Below are 18,829 nucleotides of genomic sequence, written 5' to 3' on the forward strand. Positions count from 1 at the left end.
CTCCTGTTTTGATTGCCTCCATCTTAGCCCTGCACAGATGAATTAAACATGAACAAGCCATTCAGATAGATGATAACAGCCCAATCCCTTAGAGAACATAGGATTGGGCTAGAGTTGAGGAAGTGAGGAAGTGAGGAAGTGAGGAAGGTTATTCAGCGCCTACGGTTAACTCAGCACCACTTTTTTCTGTTTTCAAATCGGTCTTACTGTCGAGCAAGAACACTCGATCTGGACTGATTTGTTGTTCTTCCACCAAATACGCTTTGATCGCTTTTGCACGCTCTGCTGCGAGATTACTCAAACTGTTTTTATCGACGTTGGTCGCTTTGACCAACTGATTGTAGAGCCCCATATGAACAACGGTCTCGATTTGTTCTTTGGTCACTTCTGCGCCTTGGGCTTTTTCAGTCAGTTGCTGTTCGACCTTATCTCTTTCTTGGCGGATATCTAACTGCAATTGTTTCTCTGCAAGTTCTTCAAGAGCATCGACTAACGGCGCAGATTCGGTAATGCGGCTGGCACTGAATGGTTCAGGAAGTGTTTCCAGTCCACTATTGGCAAGCAGAGTTTTCTGCACATTCTGTTCAGCCAATGCATAGCTGTCGTCTGGAGCAGAGACAGAGCCTTCGACACTGACTTTAAGAATCGGTCTTTCCTGCAACGCTTGTGCAAGTTTACCTATGCGCTGTTTCTCTTCGTCATCTAAGGTTGCAATACCGGCTTGGAAAGTGACCTGATTCAACTCTTCATCCGTACCGACAAGATCAGCCAACAGCGAGAACGGAGCAGTCACGGCTTTAGTAATGATGTTGGCGAACGCTTTCAAAATCACACTACCAAAACTGAAGTCAGGATCATCCACTTCACCTGACACGTTAACACCCAAATCAATCACGCCGTGACGATCTTGCAATATCGCAATCGCCAGAGTGATCGGCAGGCTGGTGGCAAGGCTGGAATCACTGGGTTTACCCAGTTGCAGCTGGTCGATAACAAGATGGTTTGTACCTTGAAGCTGGTTGTCATCTAATCGGTAGTTCAGGTCGAGTGAAAGTTGGCCTTTATCGATGTAATAACCCGCGTAGGTTCCAGAATACGGATTGACGGAAGTCAGCTCAACGCTTCTAAACACTAAGGCAAGATCGAGATAAGGCTTTTCAATCAGTGGGTTAATTTCACCTTTCAATGTCACTGGCGCGTATTTGTCAATTTTGCCGGCAATATCCACACTAGCTTTCGTTCCCGGAGTCGAGGACAGGTTCTTGATTGAACCTTCGAGTAGCTCAATACCGGAGGCAAAGTTAGGGGTTAGCGAGTTGTCAGCGAAAAACGCGGAGCCATTGGCAAACTTAATTTGTTGAATCATGACCGACATAGGCTTGCTGCTAGTGCCTTTCGTGGTCACTGTCGCTTTGGTTGTGGCTGTGTTGTCAGTTGCGGCCTTAGAAGTATCACTCTGCTTAGTAACCACAATATCGCCAATGTTGGTGCGCTTATCTTCGGCAATCATTACTTTAGCGTAAGGCGCATCGAGCAACACCGTTTTGATGATCAACTGGTTTTGCTTTGAACTAAAACGCAGTGAGTCCACAGACATTTTCTGCCATTTCACCAAAGGTTCTCGCTTGATGGTGTCACGCATCAAAAGATTGTTAACACTGAGCGAGCCGTCGAAATTAATGTCGTCTGCCCCGCTGACGTTGTAATTTCCTTTGGTATTGAGTGCGCCTTTGGTTAAGCGAATATTCAGATAAGGGGTGAGATAGGGCTGTAGCTGTGTCAGATCCAGTGAATCAATGGACAGATTGCCGTCCACTTTAAGTGCTTTAACATCAACACTGCCTTGAGTTGCAAAAGACCCTCTAGTGTTTTCTGGCTGCTGCTTGCTACTTGAGCTCACATCAAGAGCGACGTCATATTCGATAGGGTCGATTAAGTCGCTTTGAATCGTTTTTGTTGTCACCGTCATAGGGTGGCCGCGCCAGTGCACACCTTGGGACTGAACTTTTTCCAACACATTGAAGTCCGAATCTGCCATTGAGAATTTCTCAAGGCGAACCTTCCACTGCGGTGTCGCTGATTCTTGGTTTGTTGCCTTATTGGCTGAAGTATCCTGATTAGGCGCAACACCGTTTGTTTGGGTTCTTGGCGTGAACAGTGCGGCTAAATCAAGCCCATTTTTGTCCAACAATGCGTCAAACCATAAGCCTTGCATTGAAATATCAGCGATGTTGATCATTTGTTCATCGCCGGACAGTTGGATATCACTGACAACCAATGAAGGCAGTTTTACTTTTTCAGATTGTTGATCACTAAAAACGAGATTGGAGAGCGAGAACTGCCCGTTCTGAGTTTGGTATGAAAGTGAGTCATTAACTTGTTTTGCATGGTAATTGGTCGAGAAGCTAACTGAACCATCGCTCAATCGTGCTGCAATCAGTTCCTTTGCGAATGGCCAGTATGGCGTTAGCGTCAGATCGTTGAGTGCCACATCACCTTTAATTTCAAATGGAGAAAGCTGAAATTGACCATTGAGAGTGAGCGGGCTTTGATCAGCACTCACTAACGAAAATTGGTATTGGTTAGCGTTTTCGGTCAGATTCAGTTTTCCATCTTGGTTAGCAGGCAGGCTCAGAGCGTAAGCCTGACTATCAATGTTGTTGAGCTTTAGGGAAATCTGTTGGTAATTTAAGTCAGCACCAGTAACGGAGTCTGCAAATCTGACATCACCATCAGTGATAGCAACAGCGTTAACCTTGAATGCAGGAATCGTGTTGGTGGCGGCCTCTTCAGACACGTTCTCTTCAGTTTGTGGTGGATTGTTGCTGGCTAATGTTTCGAGAATATCACTGAAGTTAAACGCATTATGTTCGTCTAAGTGTTGTACTTGAATTCCAGGTTGGACAAGAAACAGATGGTCTACAGTTGGCGTTAAGCTTAGTAAGCTTTGCCAAAAGTTCACTTCCACTTCCAGCATTGCAAACTTGGTGAATGCTTGTTGTTGGTCTTGCTCAAGAATGGCGAAATTTTCAATCCGAGCTCTAAGCAGGAAAGGGTTAATTGAGACTTTTTCAAGTTGGACGTTGCGACCTAACAGTTGGCTAAGTTGCTTGGGCGCTTGCGACTGCATAACCGCAGGGGCAATAAGGCCGATTATGACGGCATAAGCCACATAGGTAATCGTTAGATATGTTGAGGCTTTTAACCACTTCGGCGCCGATTTAAAACGAGCATAAAACACAGATACCGCTTGTTTCATAGATAGTATTAGCCTCTTTCTTGCTGCAGAAAATTCTCACAAAAATATAGTTCGTTAGTTTAACTATATTTTTCCAAAAGAGTTAAGTTTGCTGGTGCAAATTTGCCTGTAAAAAAGATGAAAAAAAGCCGCTCATATCAGGGATAGAGCGGCAAAACGGGGGATGTCATCAGAAGCAGTGGCTAAATGGGTCAGAAACCACTTCGTCAGTATCGGTTATTATTATGTTGTGGAGTATAATTCTTACTTTTGTGGGTATGTTTTGTAGCGCACACCCATCATCTGTTCCATACAATGAACAACTTGGCAGCTATAACCAAACTCATTGTCATACCAAACGTACAGAACGCATCGGTTATCTTGAGCGATGGTCGCAGCACCATCGACTACGCCAGCGTAGCGTGAACCTACAAGGTCAGACGATACGATCTCTGTTGATTCTGTGTAATCAATTTGTGCTGACAGGGCAGAGTTCAGTGCCATCTCTCTGAGATAAGTATTGAGCGCTTCTTTGTCTGTGCTCTTTTCTAAGTTCAGGTTAGCGATCGCCATGGAAACATTTGGTGTAGGAACGCGAATTGAGTTACCAGTCAGCTTACCAGCCAATTCAGGCAGCGCTTTTGCAACGGCTTTTGCAGCACCAGTTTCAGTCAGAACCATATTCAATGACGCTGAACGACCACGACGTTCGCCGCTGTGGAAGTTGTCGATGAGGTTCTGATCGTTGGTGAAAGAGTGCACGGTTTCAATGTGGCCAGATACTACACCAAACTTATCATTCATCGCTTTCAGAATCGGTGTGATAGCGTTTGTGGTACAGCTTGCTGCTGAAATAATGGTGTCTTCAGGTTGGATAACGGATTCGTTAACACCGAATACTACGTTTTTAATATCACCTTTGCCCGGAGCCGTTAGCAATACTTTGCTTGCGCCTTTTGAGCTTAAGTGTTTGCTCAACCCTTCGCTGTCACGCCATACACCTGTGTTATCAACAACGAGTGCGTTGTGGATGTCATAACTGGTGTAATCAATCTCTTCAGGGGAGTTGGCATAGATAACTTTGATGAAGTTACCGTTAACAATGAGTGCTTTATGTTCGTTGTCGACAATGATGCTGCCGTTGAACTGGCCGTGCACCGAGTCTCTTCTTAGCAAGCTTGCGCGTTTCTCCAAATCACCCTGTTTACCACCGCGAACAACAATAGCACGCAGTCTCAGTGGGTAACCTGGGCCACTTTTTTCAATCAGCAAACGAGCCAGTAATCGGCCGATACGGCCAAAACCATAGAGAACCACATCTTTTGGTGTCGTAATCGTAGTGCCGTTTAAGCTACTGAGTAGGGCAGTTTGAAGAAAATCATCTAAGTTGTTTTCATCAGTGTGGTGCTGCCAATACTGGTGACCAAGTTGACCAATATCGATGCGACATGGCGATAAGTCTAAACCAGCTAAGCGCTGCAAAATCGGCATGGTTTGTTCTAGAGAGAGTGCGGTTCCAGTGTATCGGCGGGCAATGCGGTGGGTTTTAATGATGTCGATGGTAGCGGCGTTGATCAGTGTCTTACCATACAAAATAACTTCAACACCTTTTAAACGATAGAGCTGGCCGATTAATGGTGACATCGATTCTGCGATAGTTTGGCTGGTCTGCCAATCGAGTAGATGTTTTTCTGGACTCATTGCTGTAAACCTTTCACGTTATGGTTGAGCTGATACCCACAGTTTTTACTGCGTTTGGTATTGGGGATAAGTATTGTTATTTTTATGTGGCAGGATTGTAATGTCTGATAGGTTATTCTGCTAGAAAAAATAATGCCCATATTTTTAACTGTTAACTCGATCGTTGTTAGAGCTTTAATGTGAGTTTTTAAGTGTTTTTACGTATTGACAGAATGTGATTGAGGTAACTTATTTCGCGTCTATCTGTATTTATGTCCGATCTCTATTGTGGCAATGCAGATTGGTATTACATAAAAATTGGCTGTATATCATTTTATCTACGCAAAGAGTAAACATTAAAGGGGCGAAAAGCCCCTTATGTTGATGAGTTGATGGGATATGAATTTATCCGTGAGCGGCCACTTGAGGGCGAGGGATTGCAACGTCTTTTCTGCTCGATAAAAGAGCCATAAATTCGTAAGGAGGAACTGGGCGAGAGTACAAATAGCCTTGGTACTCGTCACAGCCTTCGGTTGCCAACAAATAGAGCTGTTCATCATTGACCACGCCTTCTGCCGTGACCACTTTCCCCATATTGTGACCAAGTTGAATGATGGTTCGCACCAGCATGTGGTCATTGTGATTGGAGCAGCACTCATCAATAAATGATTTATCGATCTTCAACACATCGATGGGGAGTTGTTTTAAGTAATTCAATGAAGAATAAGCAACACCAAAATCATCAATGGCGACGCGGATACCTAGGGTACGTAAGTCGTGGCATGCATCGACCACTCGCTGTGGCTGCTGCATCAATGTGGTTTCAGTGATTTCCAACTGTAATAACTGAGGATTGAGCTGGGAGTCTCTCAGTGCTTTGGTCACAACATGGAAGATGTCATCGTAAAGAAACTGCACGGTTGACACGTTTACCGCGACGCAAATCGGATGGCCGAGTTGATCCCACGCTTTGGCTTGCTGACAGGCGGTTTCAATCACCCAGCGGCCGATAGGAATGATTTGTTGGCTGCGTTCGGCAACGCCCACAAACTCGTCAGGAGGAATGATTCCCAAATCAGGATGTTTCCAACGGATTAAGGCTTCAGCCCCATGCACTAAATTGGTTTTGATATCGACTTTAGGTTGGTAATACAACGCCAACTGGCCTTTCTCTATGGCGTCACTCAACTCCCGCTCTATTTGGTAACTGCGGACTGTTTCTCCAATCAAGTTCTCATCAAACCATTGAATGCTGTTCTTACCTGCTTGTTTTGCTCTTTTAAGTGCAATATCGACGTTTCGGCACCAGATATCTGTGTCGTATAACGCATCGTCCAATGAAGCGATACCAATACTGATGGTCATGGTGTAACTGCGTTTGTCGAGATGATAGGCCGATTGACTGGCTTCTAAGATGTAGGTGGCAACTTGCTGAGAGTAGAAGTTTACATCGTACTTATCTTGCAATAGCACCGCAAATTCATCGCCACTTAATCGGTATATGTTGATACGGTTGAAATCCAATTTGCTTAAGCGCTTTGCGAACTGAATTAATAATAAGTCGCCTTGTTGGTGACCCAGTGAATCGTTGATCTGCTTAAAGTCATCAAGGTCGAGTAACAGCAATGCAAATTTGGTTTTACTTGTTTCCCCCGCAATTTTGGCTATCGATTCTAAATCTTGTTTGAACGCTTTGCGGTTGGATACTTGTGTCAGGAAGTCGGTAAGGCTGTCTTTACGATAGCGTTCAACTTGTTTGCTCAGTTTCTGTTTGTAGAAAGTGCCGCCAGTGGCAAAAATGGCGATAGCGGAGAATTCAATTGATGCTTCGACAAACTCAGATACTTGTGCACCCGTAATATGTGGGATGTAAATCCCGAGAATGCTTAATGCGACCGCTATTGGCCACAGTGAACCGGGGAAAATCGCGATATAACAGAGTGGCACCAATATAAAGGATTGGGAAAGGACACTGATATTCAGCGGCTCGAGATAACTTCCTGCCATCAGCAAGGCAAAAGTGACTACGGATAGCACGCGTTTAAACCAAATATTACTCATAAAGTACGCAGCAAGCATACACAGTGGATAAATGAAGTAGTAGCGCGCGAAGGTTTGATGTTCGGTCAGTAAGGTGTAACTCACGGCACTGACTGCGATTAGAAATAAAATCGTAACCAGAAAGTGTTTTTGATCAGGATTGTTGCTCGCAGTTATAGTGGACTTCATGAATTATCCTTTTACTTTTAATAACCACTGGATAAACGTATATCGGGACACCTGAACTTCAGTGTAGTCACTGTTAAAGTCGAACATTGAGTTGCATGCAGGAAAATTGTTAATGACAGTTCAAAGTTGCATAGTGGTTTCACTTTTGAGACAAAATTGAGCGCCAAATAAAACAATAGCCCTCCAGATGGAGGGCTATTTTTAAGATTCGTTATGAATTTCACTTATTGGTTTTAACTCGTTGAGTGGTAACCAGTTAACCTTTACACCCGCTTGCAAAAACATATCTTGGCTCACCTTAATTTTATCTCCCCAGCGAGAGAGGAAATCTTCGGTTTGCTCGGGGCAGTGAACCGCTGATATACCTGTTTGGATAATCTTGGCTGCGCAGTTTGGACAAGGAAAATGTGTCACGTAAACTTCGCATCCGTCCAAGTCACGTTTAGCAAATAGAATGGCATTTTCTTCAGCGTGTAGAGTTTTGAGATATTTCATATCTCTGTCGTCTGTGTTTGCGCTGTCTGAAATACCATGTGGGTAACCATTAAAGCCCACAGAAACAATTCGATTTTGTTTTGTAATAACGGCCCCTACTTGTGTAGAAGGGTCTTTACTCCAAGAGCCAACAAGTTCTGCCATTTGGTAAAAACGTTGTGACCATTTCGAAATCATAGTGAGGCTTCCTCTGCTAAATCATTAATTGCGCTAGTTATCTGTTACTTGAAGCTATGCTAGATGTTGAACAGTGCGTTATCCGCTTGTTCTAGTCATCATGGCGACAAGTAGTTTGGTTGTAATAATACCCTGATTTTGCGTCTTTTAGTCTATAAAAAGATAAGAAACTAAAAGCTTCCGACCCAAGTCGAGTCGGCCTATTTAATCAGATGTAGATATCGCTCGTGTGTCTTGTGAGATATCTCTTACAAGACGTGTAGGATATTTGATTTAAATGCTTGAGATTAATGGTTGGTTTCTTCTCTAAGTATTTGTAAATGTAGAAATTTACCGTATTCTCAAAAAACTCTTCAATATATTTATTGCGTAGCGTACTTGCTACTAAGTGGCGTTGTCGTAATCTTAAGGTGTTGGCAGGACGCTAGCACGGAAATTGAAAAGCTCACGGATAGAGTATCTTCAGGACGAAGATTCGGTTGTTCAGGATGAATGGTCGGCAAGGAAAGCAAAGGATATTAACGTTAAGTTCGAAATAGCTAGGATGGTTGTTTTAGAACGGTTAATAGACAACTTAAGGGATTAAGCGTCTGTCAGGATGACAGATTCAGGACACCGCTAGGATGGCGATGAAATGGAATGCGCTGAAGGAACCAGCAGATTATCAAGGAATAGATGCAGGGAGCACCTAGTAGTAGTAGCCGGATTGCTGCGAAGAGAATAGAACCCCGCTAAGTGAAAACTTAGTGGGGTTTTCTTTTTCCTCACATTTCCAAAATATCCCCTAGCAAATGTGTCTAACGTAAATTCTTTGTTCATTTTTATCTTCTACCGCTAAGTCTATTGCGTCTTTTGATGACAAATTTGATAATGTTTGTTCACATCGCATAGCGCTAGGTATGAAGTACCTTGCTTTGTCGCTATCTATACATTTTGGGTGTCACTTTGGAAAAAACCTCGCTGTTTCTTATCAACACGCTCAAGTCTCATCCTGAGCAGTATCTGACTATTGGTGAACTTTTAGAGTTACTTAGACGCCGTTCATACGGTGCACTGCTGATCATGCTGAGTCTGGCAGGACTTATTCCCGGTATTTCCTTCTTTGCGGCTGTCGCTGATTTTTTGCTTGGGTTACAGATTGCGCTGGGTTTCCATGCTCCTCGGCTTCCTAATATCATTCAAAAACAGCGTATTCATCGTGAAAAAACGCTGAAGTTCACTCAAGAGGTAATGCCTTGGCTGGAGCGTATTGAAGAATATGTAAAACCGCGTTGGGAACCTCTATCCAGTGCGAATGCCCGCCGAGTGATTGGCGCGATGATTTGTGTACTCGCTGCCATTGCTATTCTGCCTCTGCCGTTTATTAACTTTCTGCCAAATTTCGCGATTATTTGTCTAGCATTGGGTATTATTGAGCGCGATGGCTTGTGCCTGCTGATTGGTAGCGCGATTGCTTTGATGGCGATGTGGATCAGCCAAATTATGGTGAGAATGGCGTGGAATTCACTGATGTTAGCGTTGTAATATCAGATTCTGAAACAATTAAGAATGAGTATTAAAATGGAAGCAAAAGTAAAGTGGGTCGAAGATTTTAAGTTTTTAGGCCAATCTAACTCAGGCCATTCTATTGTGATGGATGGTAATGGCGGTTCTACTGCACCTAGTCCAATGGAAATGGTTTTGCTCGGGGCGGGTGGTTGTAGTTCAGTTGACGTTGTCGATGGTCTAAAAAAAGCGGAACAGAAAGTGACCGGTTGCGTGGCAAAACTTTCTGCTGAGCGTCGTGATACGGCACCACGCATCTTTACTAAGGTAAATATTCACTTTGTTGTTACGGGTGAAAACCTAGATGCCAAGATTGTTGAGCAAGTGACGGCGGATTCGCTGGAAAAATACTGCTCTGTCTGTCTTATGTTAGGTGAAGCCGTTGATATGACCCACAGCTGGGAAATCGTGGCTGCTTAATTTAAGCGTTATTGTTCAAGAGGCTGAGTCGTGTGCTCGGCCTTTTTTGTGCCTGCTAGAAAAACGCAGTGACAGTTTCCAAGCGGTTGTGTGTTGCTTGGCTATGATTAAAGAATCAATCATTGTTGAAAGATAAGCATGGCGTTAAAAGGGACAATCTCAGAGTGGTATATAGACAGAGGCTATGGCTATATCATTCCTGATTCAGGGGCGCTGAGGATCAAATTTCTTCTCTCAGACGTAAAGAACTCAGTCAATATAGGCGAGTTAAAACAGCCTGTTCGCTTCGTCATTGCTCAAGATGAAAATGGCAACCGTAGAGCTACTCATGTAGAAGGTGTTCGTTCTTTTCCATGGGCTACGCTGATTGTTGTCTGGTTTGCCGCGACATTAGGCGGTTGCGTTTATTTTTGGCAGTACCCGCTGCTCATTGTTTATTACTATCTCGGCGCGACCGCAATTGTGCTCGCCATTTATCTACTGGATAAGCGCAATGAGAAACGAAACAAGGCTGTGACGGGGGAATCTGCCTTGTTATTTCTCTCGTTCTTGGGTGGCTGGCCGGGTGCAGTTATCGGGCAGTATTCGTTTAATTTGCAGCCAAAATCCTTTACGTTTCAGCTACTGTTTTTCTTCGTCATGGCACTGCATATCACCTTCTTAGTGTGGAGTCTCACTCCCGAGGGCAGTGTTCAACTTCGTGAGTGGGTTCGTTTAATCTCGCCGCGTTAAACGAGTTAATGAGGAAATTTATCTTTTACACTTTTCTGTTTTTCGCTGAATAAAAAGGGGTAATATTTCGATTCTAGTCATCAAAGATGTATCAAGCATTAGGACGTAGTAATGACAGAATTAGAAAAGATGATGAATGGCCTCGATTTTGACAGCTTCGATCCAGAAATAGTGGAACTCCGTAAAACCACAGCGCAACTTAAACTGGATATTAATCAGTGTATTGACCAAGAAGAGCGTCTGGTATTGCAGTCAAAGCTGTTTGGTAAAATTGGCAGAAGCCTAGTTCAGCCACCTTTTCACTGTGAATTTGGCAAAACCATCTCTATTGGTGAAGAGACCTTCATTAATATGAACGTCGTAATGTTGGACAATGCCCCGATCACCATTGGCAATAATGTTTTAATTGGTCCTAATGCTCAGTTTTATACCCCGACTCATCCTCTGGATTACAAAGCGAGAAGACGCTGGGAAACCACGTGTAAACCGATTGTTGTTGAAGATGATGTGTGGGTGGGAGGCAATGTGGTCATTAACCAAGGTGTCACTGTCGGCGCGCGTTCTGTGATTGCTGCTAACTCTGTCGTCAATAGCGATGTTCCACCCGATACACTGGTGGGTGGTACGCCTGCACGTGTTATCCGCAAACTGGATGTTGAATCATAGATTTCTCCTTCGCAGTGATGACTGGAAGATCACTGCGTTTGGGGTGAGTTAGACATACAAATCTTCTCTATCCTCACCATATGAATTACAGTGCGAGCTTCAATTGTATTTGGAGAAAGCCTTTGTCTCGTCATAAACACACTCTATTTGGTATTGCGGCCATTTTATTATGGGCATGCTTGATGGGGTTAACCCGCACAGTCGCTGAACAATTTGGCCCGATTGGTGGCGCAGCACTTATTTACACCACGGCTTCACTGTTTTTGATGGCTGTCATGGGCGTGCCTAAACTCAGCTCTTTCTCTCCAAAGTACCTCATTATTGGTGGCGCCTTGTTCGTCAGTTATGAGATTTGTTTAGCGCTTGCACTTGGTATGGCAAATGACCGACATCAAGCGTTGCAAATGGCTGTCGTCAACTATCTGTGGCCTGCGTTAACGGTATTGTTAGCGGTGTTGATAAGCAGAAAGCCGGTTAACATTCTGGTTTATCCAAGCATTGCTTTAGCTTTTATCGGTGTTGCTTGGACAATTACAGGTGATCAAGGTCTTTCCGTTTCGGCTATCGCAGCTAACGTTGCGACTAACCCAGTCACGTATTCAATGGCTTTTATCGGTGCAATAATTTGGGCAGTTTACTGTAACGTGACCAAGAGTTTAGCGAACGGCCAAAATGCTATCACAGTGTTTTTTATCATGACGGCAATATCGCTTTGGGTGAAGTACGCGATTAGCGATGAAAGTGCATTGCAGTTTACCCTATCGTCAACAATGAACTTAGTGCTCACTGGCATTGTTATGGGGAGCGGCTACGCGCTGTGGAACGTGGCGATTCTGCGTGGAAACATGATGCTTCTGGCTACGCTGTCTTACTTCACACCCGTGTTTTCGACATTACTTTCGTCTGCCATATTAGGTGTCGCTTTAGGCGTATCTTTTTGGCAAGGAGTAATGATGGTCACTATCGGTTCATTGGTCTGCTGGTGGGTGACCCGCAGCAAAAAGAACACGGAATCGAATGAACCCTTGCTTAGTCAAAAGATTAGCCATGAGAATGAAGCTTAATACAGATTAGATGATTATCTATGAATAAAAAGAACCCCCGCTGATAGCGAGGGTTCTTTTTTATGTTCAAGTTAGCTTGCGATGTTCACGCTGAGCTGAAGATTAAATGGTAGCTTTGACAGCTTTTTATGCAGTGTACGTCGCGTATGTTCAATATCTTCCACAGCAATCACGTTGTCTTCAGATTTGATGTCTACATCAACCCACAACTCACGGCCAATTTTAGTTACTGCCGAAAGTTCTACCAGTTGATCTGATTCTTCACCAGCAGCAAGAACGCCTTGGTCGACTTTGTTACAAATATCTTCACTTGGAGCCATCATGAAAATTTCACGTAGTGAAGACTTCAACATTTCGAACGGTACCTTTAAGAAGTAGAACGACATTGCCAACATCATCATTGGGTCGGTATAGACCGCGTATTCAGCCAGTGGTGATAAAGTCACCAACCAAGCTAAGATGAAACCAATGGTTACCGCTACACTGAGCAAAGTATCCATTTTCCATTGTTTTACTTCAGCATCAATTAAGTCAGAGGCAGTGCGTCTGTGCAGCTTCGTCATGTAAAACCATGCGATACCACAGCCAATCACGTTAACAATACCGAATAGAGTCGCAATCGAAACGTCAACTTCTCGGCCGCCAGTAAACATAGCTATAACAGCACTATATAACGAAGCACACACGACGATTAAAATAACCGCGCCTTTGACTGCGATTACCGCTGGCTCAAGAGCGGCACGACCAAACTGGAATTCGTCATCAGATGGCTTTTGAATATATCGAGAAGCAATTAGCGACAAAATAGTTAACAGTAAGCTGACTAGTGAGTACATACCGTCAAACAAGATAACGAGTGAACTAACCAATAAGCCAACAACTAAACCGCCCATAGCAAAGCCCGAAGAAATAAGGGCTGAAAGCGTCAGGATACGTTTCTCGTTGATGTTTGTTTTAGCACACATAGGGGGAATACCAGTTGAAAATCTGCTGATATTTTGGCTTTTAAATGGGCTTTGACAATGTCTATTTGGTTTTTTGGTTGAGCTAAAAGTGAGCTATTTTGTTTTTGTTTATATTTTACAACATGTTACGAGTTGTTTTTGGTGCCATTAATTTTGACGCTGACTGGTTTAGTTGCATGAAGGTTAGAAATCAAACAGATAATCACTGATCTTGTCTGCTAACCAGACCATCGCGGGGTTTTCTGCGGTTCCAGATGTGCTGAACATACAATAGTCTTCTTGGGTCAGCCCGTAGGTATGTTTAATCACGGAAAGGCGTTGTTCACGAAGATAGTGGCGGATCAACGGCTCTGGTAATACCCCCCAAGCGTTTTCAGTCAAGATAGTATTCAGAATGTATTCAAAGCTGGAAAAGCCGATATAACGACGGGAGAAGGGTTCAAGGCTCGGGTTATCTTTTTCATTCAGATATACCATCACCGCCTGCATTGACTTACGAAGTTCTTCATCCGCCACTCGTTTAAGTTTGGCAAGTGGATGTGTCGCTTTGCACACAGACATCATGCGGATCTTACCCAGTGGCTGGTATGTAATTCTTGGATCATCCAGTCGCTCGTAATCAACACCGAAGGCAAAATCTACTTGTTGTGTCGCTACCATATTGGCTAGGTCGCCACTGGAAGCCAAAAACAAGTTGAATGAAGTGTTGGGAAACAAATTATTAAGCTTGTGCGCTAGATCTTGCCATAGTGAGTCTGGAAGAGAGTCATCACGGGCAATCCACATTTCAGCTGCAAATTCACTGGAAACCTGAGAGCAGGTACGACGAATTCGCGTCGCTGTGATCAGGACACTTTCGCAGTCTTTATAGATTGCTTTTCCGGCTTCAGAAAGCGTGACGTTGTTCCCTGAGCGTTGAAACAATTCAACCCCGAGTTCCTTTTCCAGCGCTTTAATCGACATACTTAACTTGGTTCGGTTGCACTCCAACTGCCGCGCAGCTTCTGAGACAGAGCCGGTATCAGCGATGGTACAAAAAGCTTCAAGTTGCGACAGGTTCATAATGTGCTCAAGCGAATGAAAGTTAAGGAATCATATACAAAAAATGTCACTCTGCCTATCTACGGCTATTTGGATTTGGTTGTCTGAAGTAATTGTTACTTTCTACATTATTGAGGCAAAAATAGTCAGCTAAATTAAGATTTGCGGAAGAATGTCAATTTCTTCAATAAGATTGCACGCTAACGCTAGGAACTGAACCTCATTTTGGTTTAATCTTGACGTAAATGCCGAAGACACGAAGTAACACGGAGGCCATGATGGCACACGATTGGGACGAATACGCACCTGACTGGGAAAAAGACGAATCGACAACCGTTTTTGCGCAAAACGTATACCAACAACTTCAAAAATTGATAAACGTAGAAGGGAAGCACGTGCTGGATTTCGGTTGTGGGACAGGTTTGCTGACTCAACTGATTTCTCCATTGGCAAAAGATATCGTCGCATTAGATGGCTCTGAAGCCATGATTGAAGAACTTGATAAAAAAGAATTAAGAAATGTGGAGCCTGTTGTTGACCATTTAACTCGTGGTTTGGTTGCTCAACACCCAGCGTTTCGCAAACAATTTGATTTAGTCGTTGCTTCTTCTGTGTGTGGTTTTGTTTCTGATTTCCAAGAAGTTGCGGTGATTATTCACTCTCTACTCGACAAAGATGGGCTTTTTGTTCACTGGGATTGGCTGGTTGATGATTCAGATCCTGAATATGGTTTAAGCCAATCAGATATTGAAAGTGCTCTGTCGAATGCGGGGTTCTCTGAAGTAACAACGAGTATTGCTTTTGAGTTGAATACGCCTCAGGGACTGAAACTCGTCGTCATGGGCGTAGGGCGTAAATAGACGCAGTTAATCGTATTCATTCATCGTTAGGAACCGTAGTGCAGTCACTGCGGTTTTTTTATCCTCTCCTGTCAGGCTACTCGGCGGGATATGAGTGTGATGTTAGTTCAGGAACGATTCGCTGATGTTTTCGGTTATCCCTCTTTTCTCGTCTGGTTGGATATTTTATTCACTGCAAATGTAATAATTCATCCAATGGTATTCTCGCTGCTGTCAAATTAACGATTGATGTGCGAATGTGATTAAAATGCTTCAATTAGTTGTGATTCTGCCGAAATAGGGTGTATAGAATCCAATAGGATAAATAAAACAGAGAACATATGAATATTATTGGTATGGCCATCGGCGCATTAGGCCTGTCTTTCATCCTGATTTTTGTTTGGATGATTTCTCTTTCAGTACGAAGGAAAAGACTGGAAGAAGAAAAGAGAGAGCGAGAGGAATCCTATCGTAGGGCGCTTGAGCGTACGAGAGAAGAAGAGCGCAAAGAACGTTTGTTTCAAGCGGAATCTGGTCATATTCCAACAATATTGTATTTAGCAAAAGAAGCCGAAAGAAAGAACTTGAGAGAGGCGCTGTTTTGGTACGAAAAAGCCGCTCAGTTCGACAATATTAATGGTATGCATGGTGTCGTTCGTATCTGCAATAGAATGCGTGACGACATGATTTTACGAGAAAAAAGCCGCTTTTGGCAGCTCTATATCGATGCATTAGATGGCGACTTACAAGCGAAATATGAGACTGGTCGGGCGTTTATCTCTGGGCATGGAATAGAAGTTAACGTCGTTAAAGGTCTGGGAATGGTTCAGGAAGCGGCGGAAAGAAAGCATATTGAAGCCATTATCTTTATGGGTGACTGGTGTGTGTCCAAAGACAACATTACGCCATCACCGGGCGATTCAACTTACTGGTACTCGAAAGCAGCAAAAAGAAACAGCCTTGAAGGGATGATGAAACTGGGGCTCAATTACCTGAAAGGTGTGGGTGTTCCAGCCAACCATGAAAAGGCTTGTTACTGGTTGGAGCGAGCTTCGGAAAAAGGTCATGCAGAATCAATGTACCATGCAGCAGAAGCGTGGATAGATCGAGGCGCAAACGGCAACTCTATCGCTTACATTTGGTTGTATTTGTCTGCTCACTTTGGTTTTGAACCTGCAAGAACGTTACGCGATAAAGTGGGCAGCAACATGGGTGTCAACTCGGTTGTCGGGTTACAAGCTTTAGCAAGACCATTGCAAAAGAAAATCGCAACAGGGAAAGTCAATAAGCACTCGATTATTCGCGCTCTGAATAAGCTGTATAAACGTAAAATTCCGGTACCCATGAAAGGTGAAGTATTAGATGACAGCGAGATTGCAGAGAATGCGAGTGAAACGTTGCTTGAAGAGCTAGAGGCGATAGATGAGTTCGATGAGTTGGAACTCGCGTTGCCACAAGGTATAGAACAAAGCGAAGAGCCTAAGGCGCAAGAGCAGCCTAAAAAGCCGGACTTCACCAATACCACAATGGATAAGCATTCCTAACTAGTTCAACGCCACATTTCCAATAAACTCAAAGGCCCAGAGATTCGCTCTCTGGGCCTTTTCTGTCCTTATTTCTCAATCAATACTGAGAGAAACTTAGAAGCCTTTGATGTTTTCTGCTTCTAGCTCGTTAAAGTAACGAACAGTTTTCACTTTCAACTCTTGTGTCGCTTGATCATCACATACGATGATTGCTTTTGGATGAAGTTGCAGAGCACTTACTGTCCATAGGTGGTTTACACAACCTTCAACCGCAGCTTCAACTGCTAATGCTTTGTTGTGGCCCATCGCTAGGATAAGCAGTTCTTCTGCGTCCAGTAGAGTACCCACACCGATAGTCAGTGCGTATTTTGGCACTTGGCTTACATCACCACCGAAGAAACGAGAGTTCGCGATACGTGTATCTTCAGTCAGTGTTTTGATACGTGTACGTGAAGATAGTGAAGATGCTGGCTCGTTGAATGCGATATGACCATCATTACCTACGCCACCCATGAATAGGTTAATTTTGCCGTAAGATTTGATTTTCTCTTCGTAACGCTTACATACCGCGTCGTGATCATCAGAAGTACCGTCAAGCAAGTTAATGTTTTGCTCTTGGATATCAACGTGGTTGAAGAAATTGGTGTACATGAATGTACGGTAAGATTCAGGGTGATCCGCTGGTAGACCGACATACTCGTCCATATTGAAAGTTACAACATGCTTGAAGCTTACTTCACCTGCATTATAAAGCTCGATTAGGGCTTTGTAAGTTTCAAGAGGAGTACTACCAGTTGGTAGACCTAGAACAAACGGACGTTCTGCAGTTGGTTTAAATGCATTGATACGCTTAACAATGTGCGCCGCTGCCCATTTGCCGACTTGTGCTTTGTTGTTCAGTGGGATAAGTCTCATGTTTCGCCCTTAATATTGGTAAATGTCTTCACCCCTCAATGCCTAAACTGACTTTTGGTTGCCTGCGAACGTTGCCATTCAATCACAACACAGCTTTAAACACCTTGGGTTGTCTTATTAATTTGCATTATAAAATAAGTTTTCTGCATCTGCCATTGTTTTATGTCAAACTTTCATTCTATGACCTGATTTCTGGCCTTTTAAAGTCAATAATTGTCGATTTAGAAGCGACTTTCTCAGTGTTACGTGGCGATTACTAAGAAGTTTACATAACAAAATTTACTTTTAAAATTAAGTGAAATTTTGATTAATAACTCATAGCAAATTGGCGAAGAGAAAGTTAGTTACCCATAATTAATGTGCAAGGTAAGATTAAGGAGTAAATCAATGAAGAACGAACTTGATCCAACCAAAATACTACATGCGTATGAGACAATTATAGAACACGGTACGCCGACCGAGCATGGCAAAATCTATGAGGGTGTAGAGGCTTTTTCTGACTACGATGGATACAGTATTTACTTACGTGGTAATGGGGTAGAGCTCAAAGTTGGATTCCATAACACCTACCATCTTGAATATGACCAAGAACATTTGAAAGAAACCTTTTTGAAGAAGGTTGCTATGTTAGCCAAATAGGTTTGGGAAAAGGAAAAAGAGTAGATAGGGAAAGCTGATGATATAAGGGGGATGACTTCCTGAGCTTCAAACAAGATCAAAGCCGAAAGCACAACATTGAGAATTTTGAATCTAGCGCAATGACCTGCTGATAAAACTGTTGAAATTGCGTTCATATCGATAGCTTCAGCACGAGACTGTGCTGAAGCTTTCTATTAACCTTCCTCGGTTAAGCTAGGCTCGTCATCAGTATCTGTGTAATCATCTGATGAAGCGTCAAGTTTGTTGCGACCATTCAATGTATGGAAGCGTTTACGACCGCGAGCCAAACGCACGTATTTCAACCATGCTTTTTCGATTTTGCTTGCTGCTAATTCTGGATTATCCAACACTTTTAAAAATTGTTGTTCTTCCGCGTTTTCAGGTTGCAGAGTACCAGCTTCCAAGCCAGATAGAGTTTCACCGTAAAGTGTTAGAATATCCTCTTCTGCAAGAGTGAAATCACCGGATTTCGCGAATCCGCGTGGGAACTTTTTCGTGTCGTAAAAACGTTTTTTTCCTAAACGAAATGCAGTCTCAAACATATCAACCTCGTGTAAATATGAGCTGCTACTATGTAGCTTTGGTTCACCGCGAAAGTTAGGCGCAAATTATATAAAAGAAAAACAAAAATTTTTTA

At 43.3% G+C, this 18,829-nt stretch carries 16 protein-coding genes; 8 read left to right on the forward strand and 8 right to left on the reverse strand.

What is annotated here, in order from left to right; genetic code table 11:
• Window positions 1-148 precede the first annotated feature (148 nt).
• The 4 genes from P4S58_RS21270 to P4S58_RS21285 form a co-directional block, all read right to left on the reverse strand.
• Entirely contained in the window at window positions 149-3,259 is a 3,111-nt protein-coding gene (locus P4S58_RS21270; RefSeq protein ID WP_337165628.1) for a DUF748 domain-containing protein, read from the reverse strand.
• A 243-nt stretch (window positions 3,260-3,502) separates the two neighbouring features.
• Window positions 3,503-4,939, reverse strand: coding sequence for a glyceraldehyde-3-phosphate dehydrogenase (locus P4S58_RS21275; RefSeq protein ID WP_102939799.1), 1,437 nt, complete (start codon window positions 4,937-4,939; stop codon window positions 3,503-3,505).
• Window positions 4,940-5,323: 384 nt separating this feature from the next.
• A complete protein-coding gene (locus P4S58_RS21280; protein ID WP_337165630.1) occupies window positions 5,324-7,147 on the reverse strand; it encodes a putative bifunctional diguanylate cyclase/phosphodiesterase in 1,824 nt (607 codons plus the stop codon).
• A 201-nt stretch (window positions 7,148-7,348) separates the two neighbouring features.
• A complete protein-coding gene (locus P4S58_RS21285; protein WP_042479650.1) occupies window positions 7,349-7,819 on the reverse strand; it encodes a dCMP deaminase family protein in 471 nt (156 codons plus the stop codon).
• 945 nt (window positions 7,820-8,764) lie between these two features.
• On the opposite strand from P4S58_RS21285, the gene P4S58_RS21290 reads away from it, so the two are divergent.
• The 5 genes from P4S58_RS21290 (at window position 8,765) to yddG (ending at window position 12,246) form a co-directional block, all read left to right on the forward strand.
• Entirely contained in the window at window positions 8,765-9,343 is a 579-nt protein-coding gene (locus P4S58_RS21290; RefSeq protein WP_237292285.1) for an exopolysaccharide biosynthesis protein, read from the forward strand.
• Window positions 9,344-9,379: 36 nt separating this feature from the next.
• Window positions 9,380-9,784, forward strand: a complete 405-nt coding sequence (locus P4S58_RS21295) for an OsmC family protein (RefSeq protein ID WP_042479654.1) — start codon at window positions 9,380-9,382, stop codon at window positions 9,782-9,784.
• Between the two features lie 138 nt (window positions 9,785-9,922).
• The gene (locus P4S58_RS21300; RefSeq protein WP_042479656.1) at window positions 9,923-10,516 is read left to right on the forward strand and encodes a DUF1294 domain-containing protein; all 594 of its coding nucleotides are present in this window, start codon (window positions 9,923-9,925) and stop codon (window positions 10,514-10,516) included.
• Window positions 10,517-10,627: 111 nt separating this feature from the next.
• The gene (locus tag P4S58_RS21305; RefSeq protein ID WP_102965031.1) at window positions 10,628-11,182 is read left to right on the forward strand and encodes a sugar O-acetyltransferase; all 555 of its coding nucleotides are present in this window, start codon (window positions 10,628-10,630) and stop codon (window positions 11,180-11,182) included.
• A 122-nt stretch (window positions 11,183-11,304) separates the two neighbouring features.
• On the forward strand, window positions 11,305-12,246 hold the full coding sequence (gene yddG / locus P4S58_RS21310) for an aromatic amino acid DMT transporter YddG (protein ID WP_337165633.1): 942 nt from the start codon (window positions 11,305-11,307) through the stop codon (window positions 12,244-12,246).
• 71 nt (window positions 12,247-12,317) lie between these two features.
• On the opposite strand, the gene P4S58_RS21315 is transcribed toward yddG, so the two are convergent.
• Together P4S58_RS21315 and P4S58_RS21320 are read right to left on the reverse strand one after the other, a co-directional pair.
• Entirely contained in the window at window positions 12,318-13,211 is an 894-nt protein-coding gene (locus P4S58_RS21315; RefSeq protein ID WP_102985678.1) for a cation diffusion facilitator family transporter, read from the reverse strand.
• 183 nt (window positions 13,212-13,394) lie between these two features.
• Window positions 13,395-14,273: a LysR family transcriptional regulator gene (locus P4S58_RS21320; RefSeq protein ID WP_042479662.1), complete on the reverse strand. Its 879-nt coding sequence runs from the start codon at window positions 14,271-14,273 to the stop codon at window positions 13,395-13,397.
• A 257-nt stretch (window positions 14,274-14,530) separates the two neighbouring features.
• On the opposite strand from P4S58_RS21320, the gene P4S58_RS21325 reads away from it, so the two are divergent.
• Window positions 14,531-15,112 carry a class I SAM-dependent DNA methyltransferase gene (locus tag P4S58_RS21325; RefSeq protein ID WP_337165634.1) on the forward strand — a complete coding sequence of 194 codons (582 nt, stop codon included), beginning with the start codon at window positions 14,531-14,533 and terminating at the stop codon, window positions 15,110-15,112.
• A 320-nt stretch (window positions 15,113-15,432) separates the two neighbouring features.
• Window positions 15,433-16,635 (forward strand): tetratricopeptide repeat protein, encoded by a 1,203-nt coding sequence (locus P4S58_RS21330; protein WP_102962244.1) that lies wholly within the window; start codon window positions 15,433-15,435, stop codon window positions 16,633-16,635.
• 96 nt (window positions 16,636-16,731) lie between these two features.
• Here the strand turns inward: P4S58_RS21330 and nagB are convergent, their stop codons facing one another.
• On the reverse strand, window positions 16,732-17,532 hold the full coding sequence (gene nagB, locus P4S58_RS21335; protein ID WP_102953330.1) for a glucosamine-6-phosphate deaminase: 801 nt from the start codon (window positions 17,530-17,532) through the stop codon (window positions 16,732-16,734).
• A 387-nt stretch (window positions 17,533-17,919) separates the two neighbouring features.
• Here nagB and P4S58_RS21340 point away from each other — a divergent pair, with 387 nt between their 5' ends.
• A complete protein-coding gene (locus tag P4S58_RS21340; protein WP_042479668.1) occupies window positions 17,920-18,171 on the forward strand; it encodes a DUF3081 domain-containing protein in 252 nt (83 codons plus the stop codon).
• A gap of 194 nt (window positions 18,172-18,365) precedes the next feature.
• On the opposite strand, the gene maoP is transcribed toward P4S58_RS21340, so the two are convergent.
• Window positions 18,366-18,734: a DUF413 domain-containing protein gene (maoP, locus tag P4S58_RS21345; protein WP_042479670.1), complete on the reverse strand. Its 369-nt coding sequence runs from the start codon at window positions 18,732-18,734 to the stop codon at window positions 18,366-18,368.
• Window positions 18,735-18,829 lie beyond the last annotated feature (95 nt).

Origin of the sequence: Vibrio sp. Hal054 (assembly GCF_037162405.1) — a bacterium.
Classification (GTDB): Bacteria; Pseudomonadota; Gammaproteobacteria; order Enterobacterales; family Vibrionaceae; genus Vibrio; species Vibrio diazotrophicus.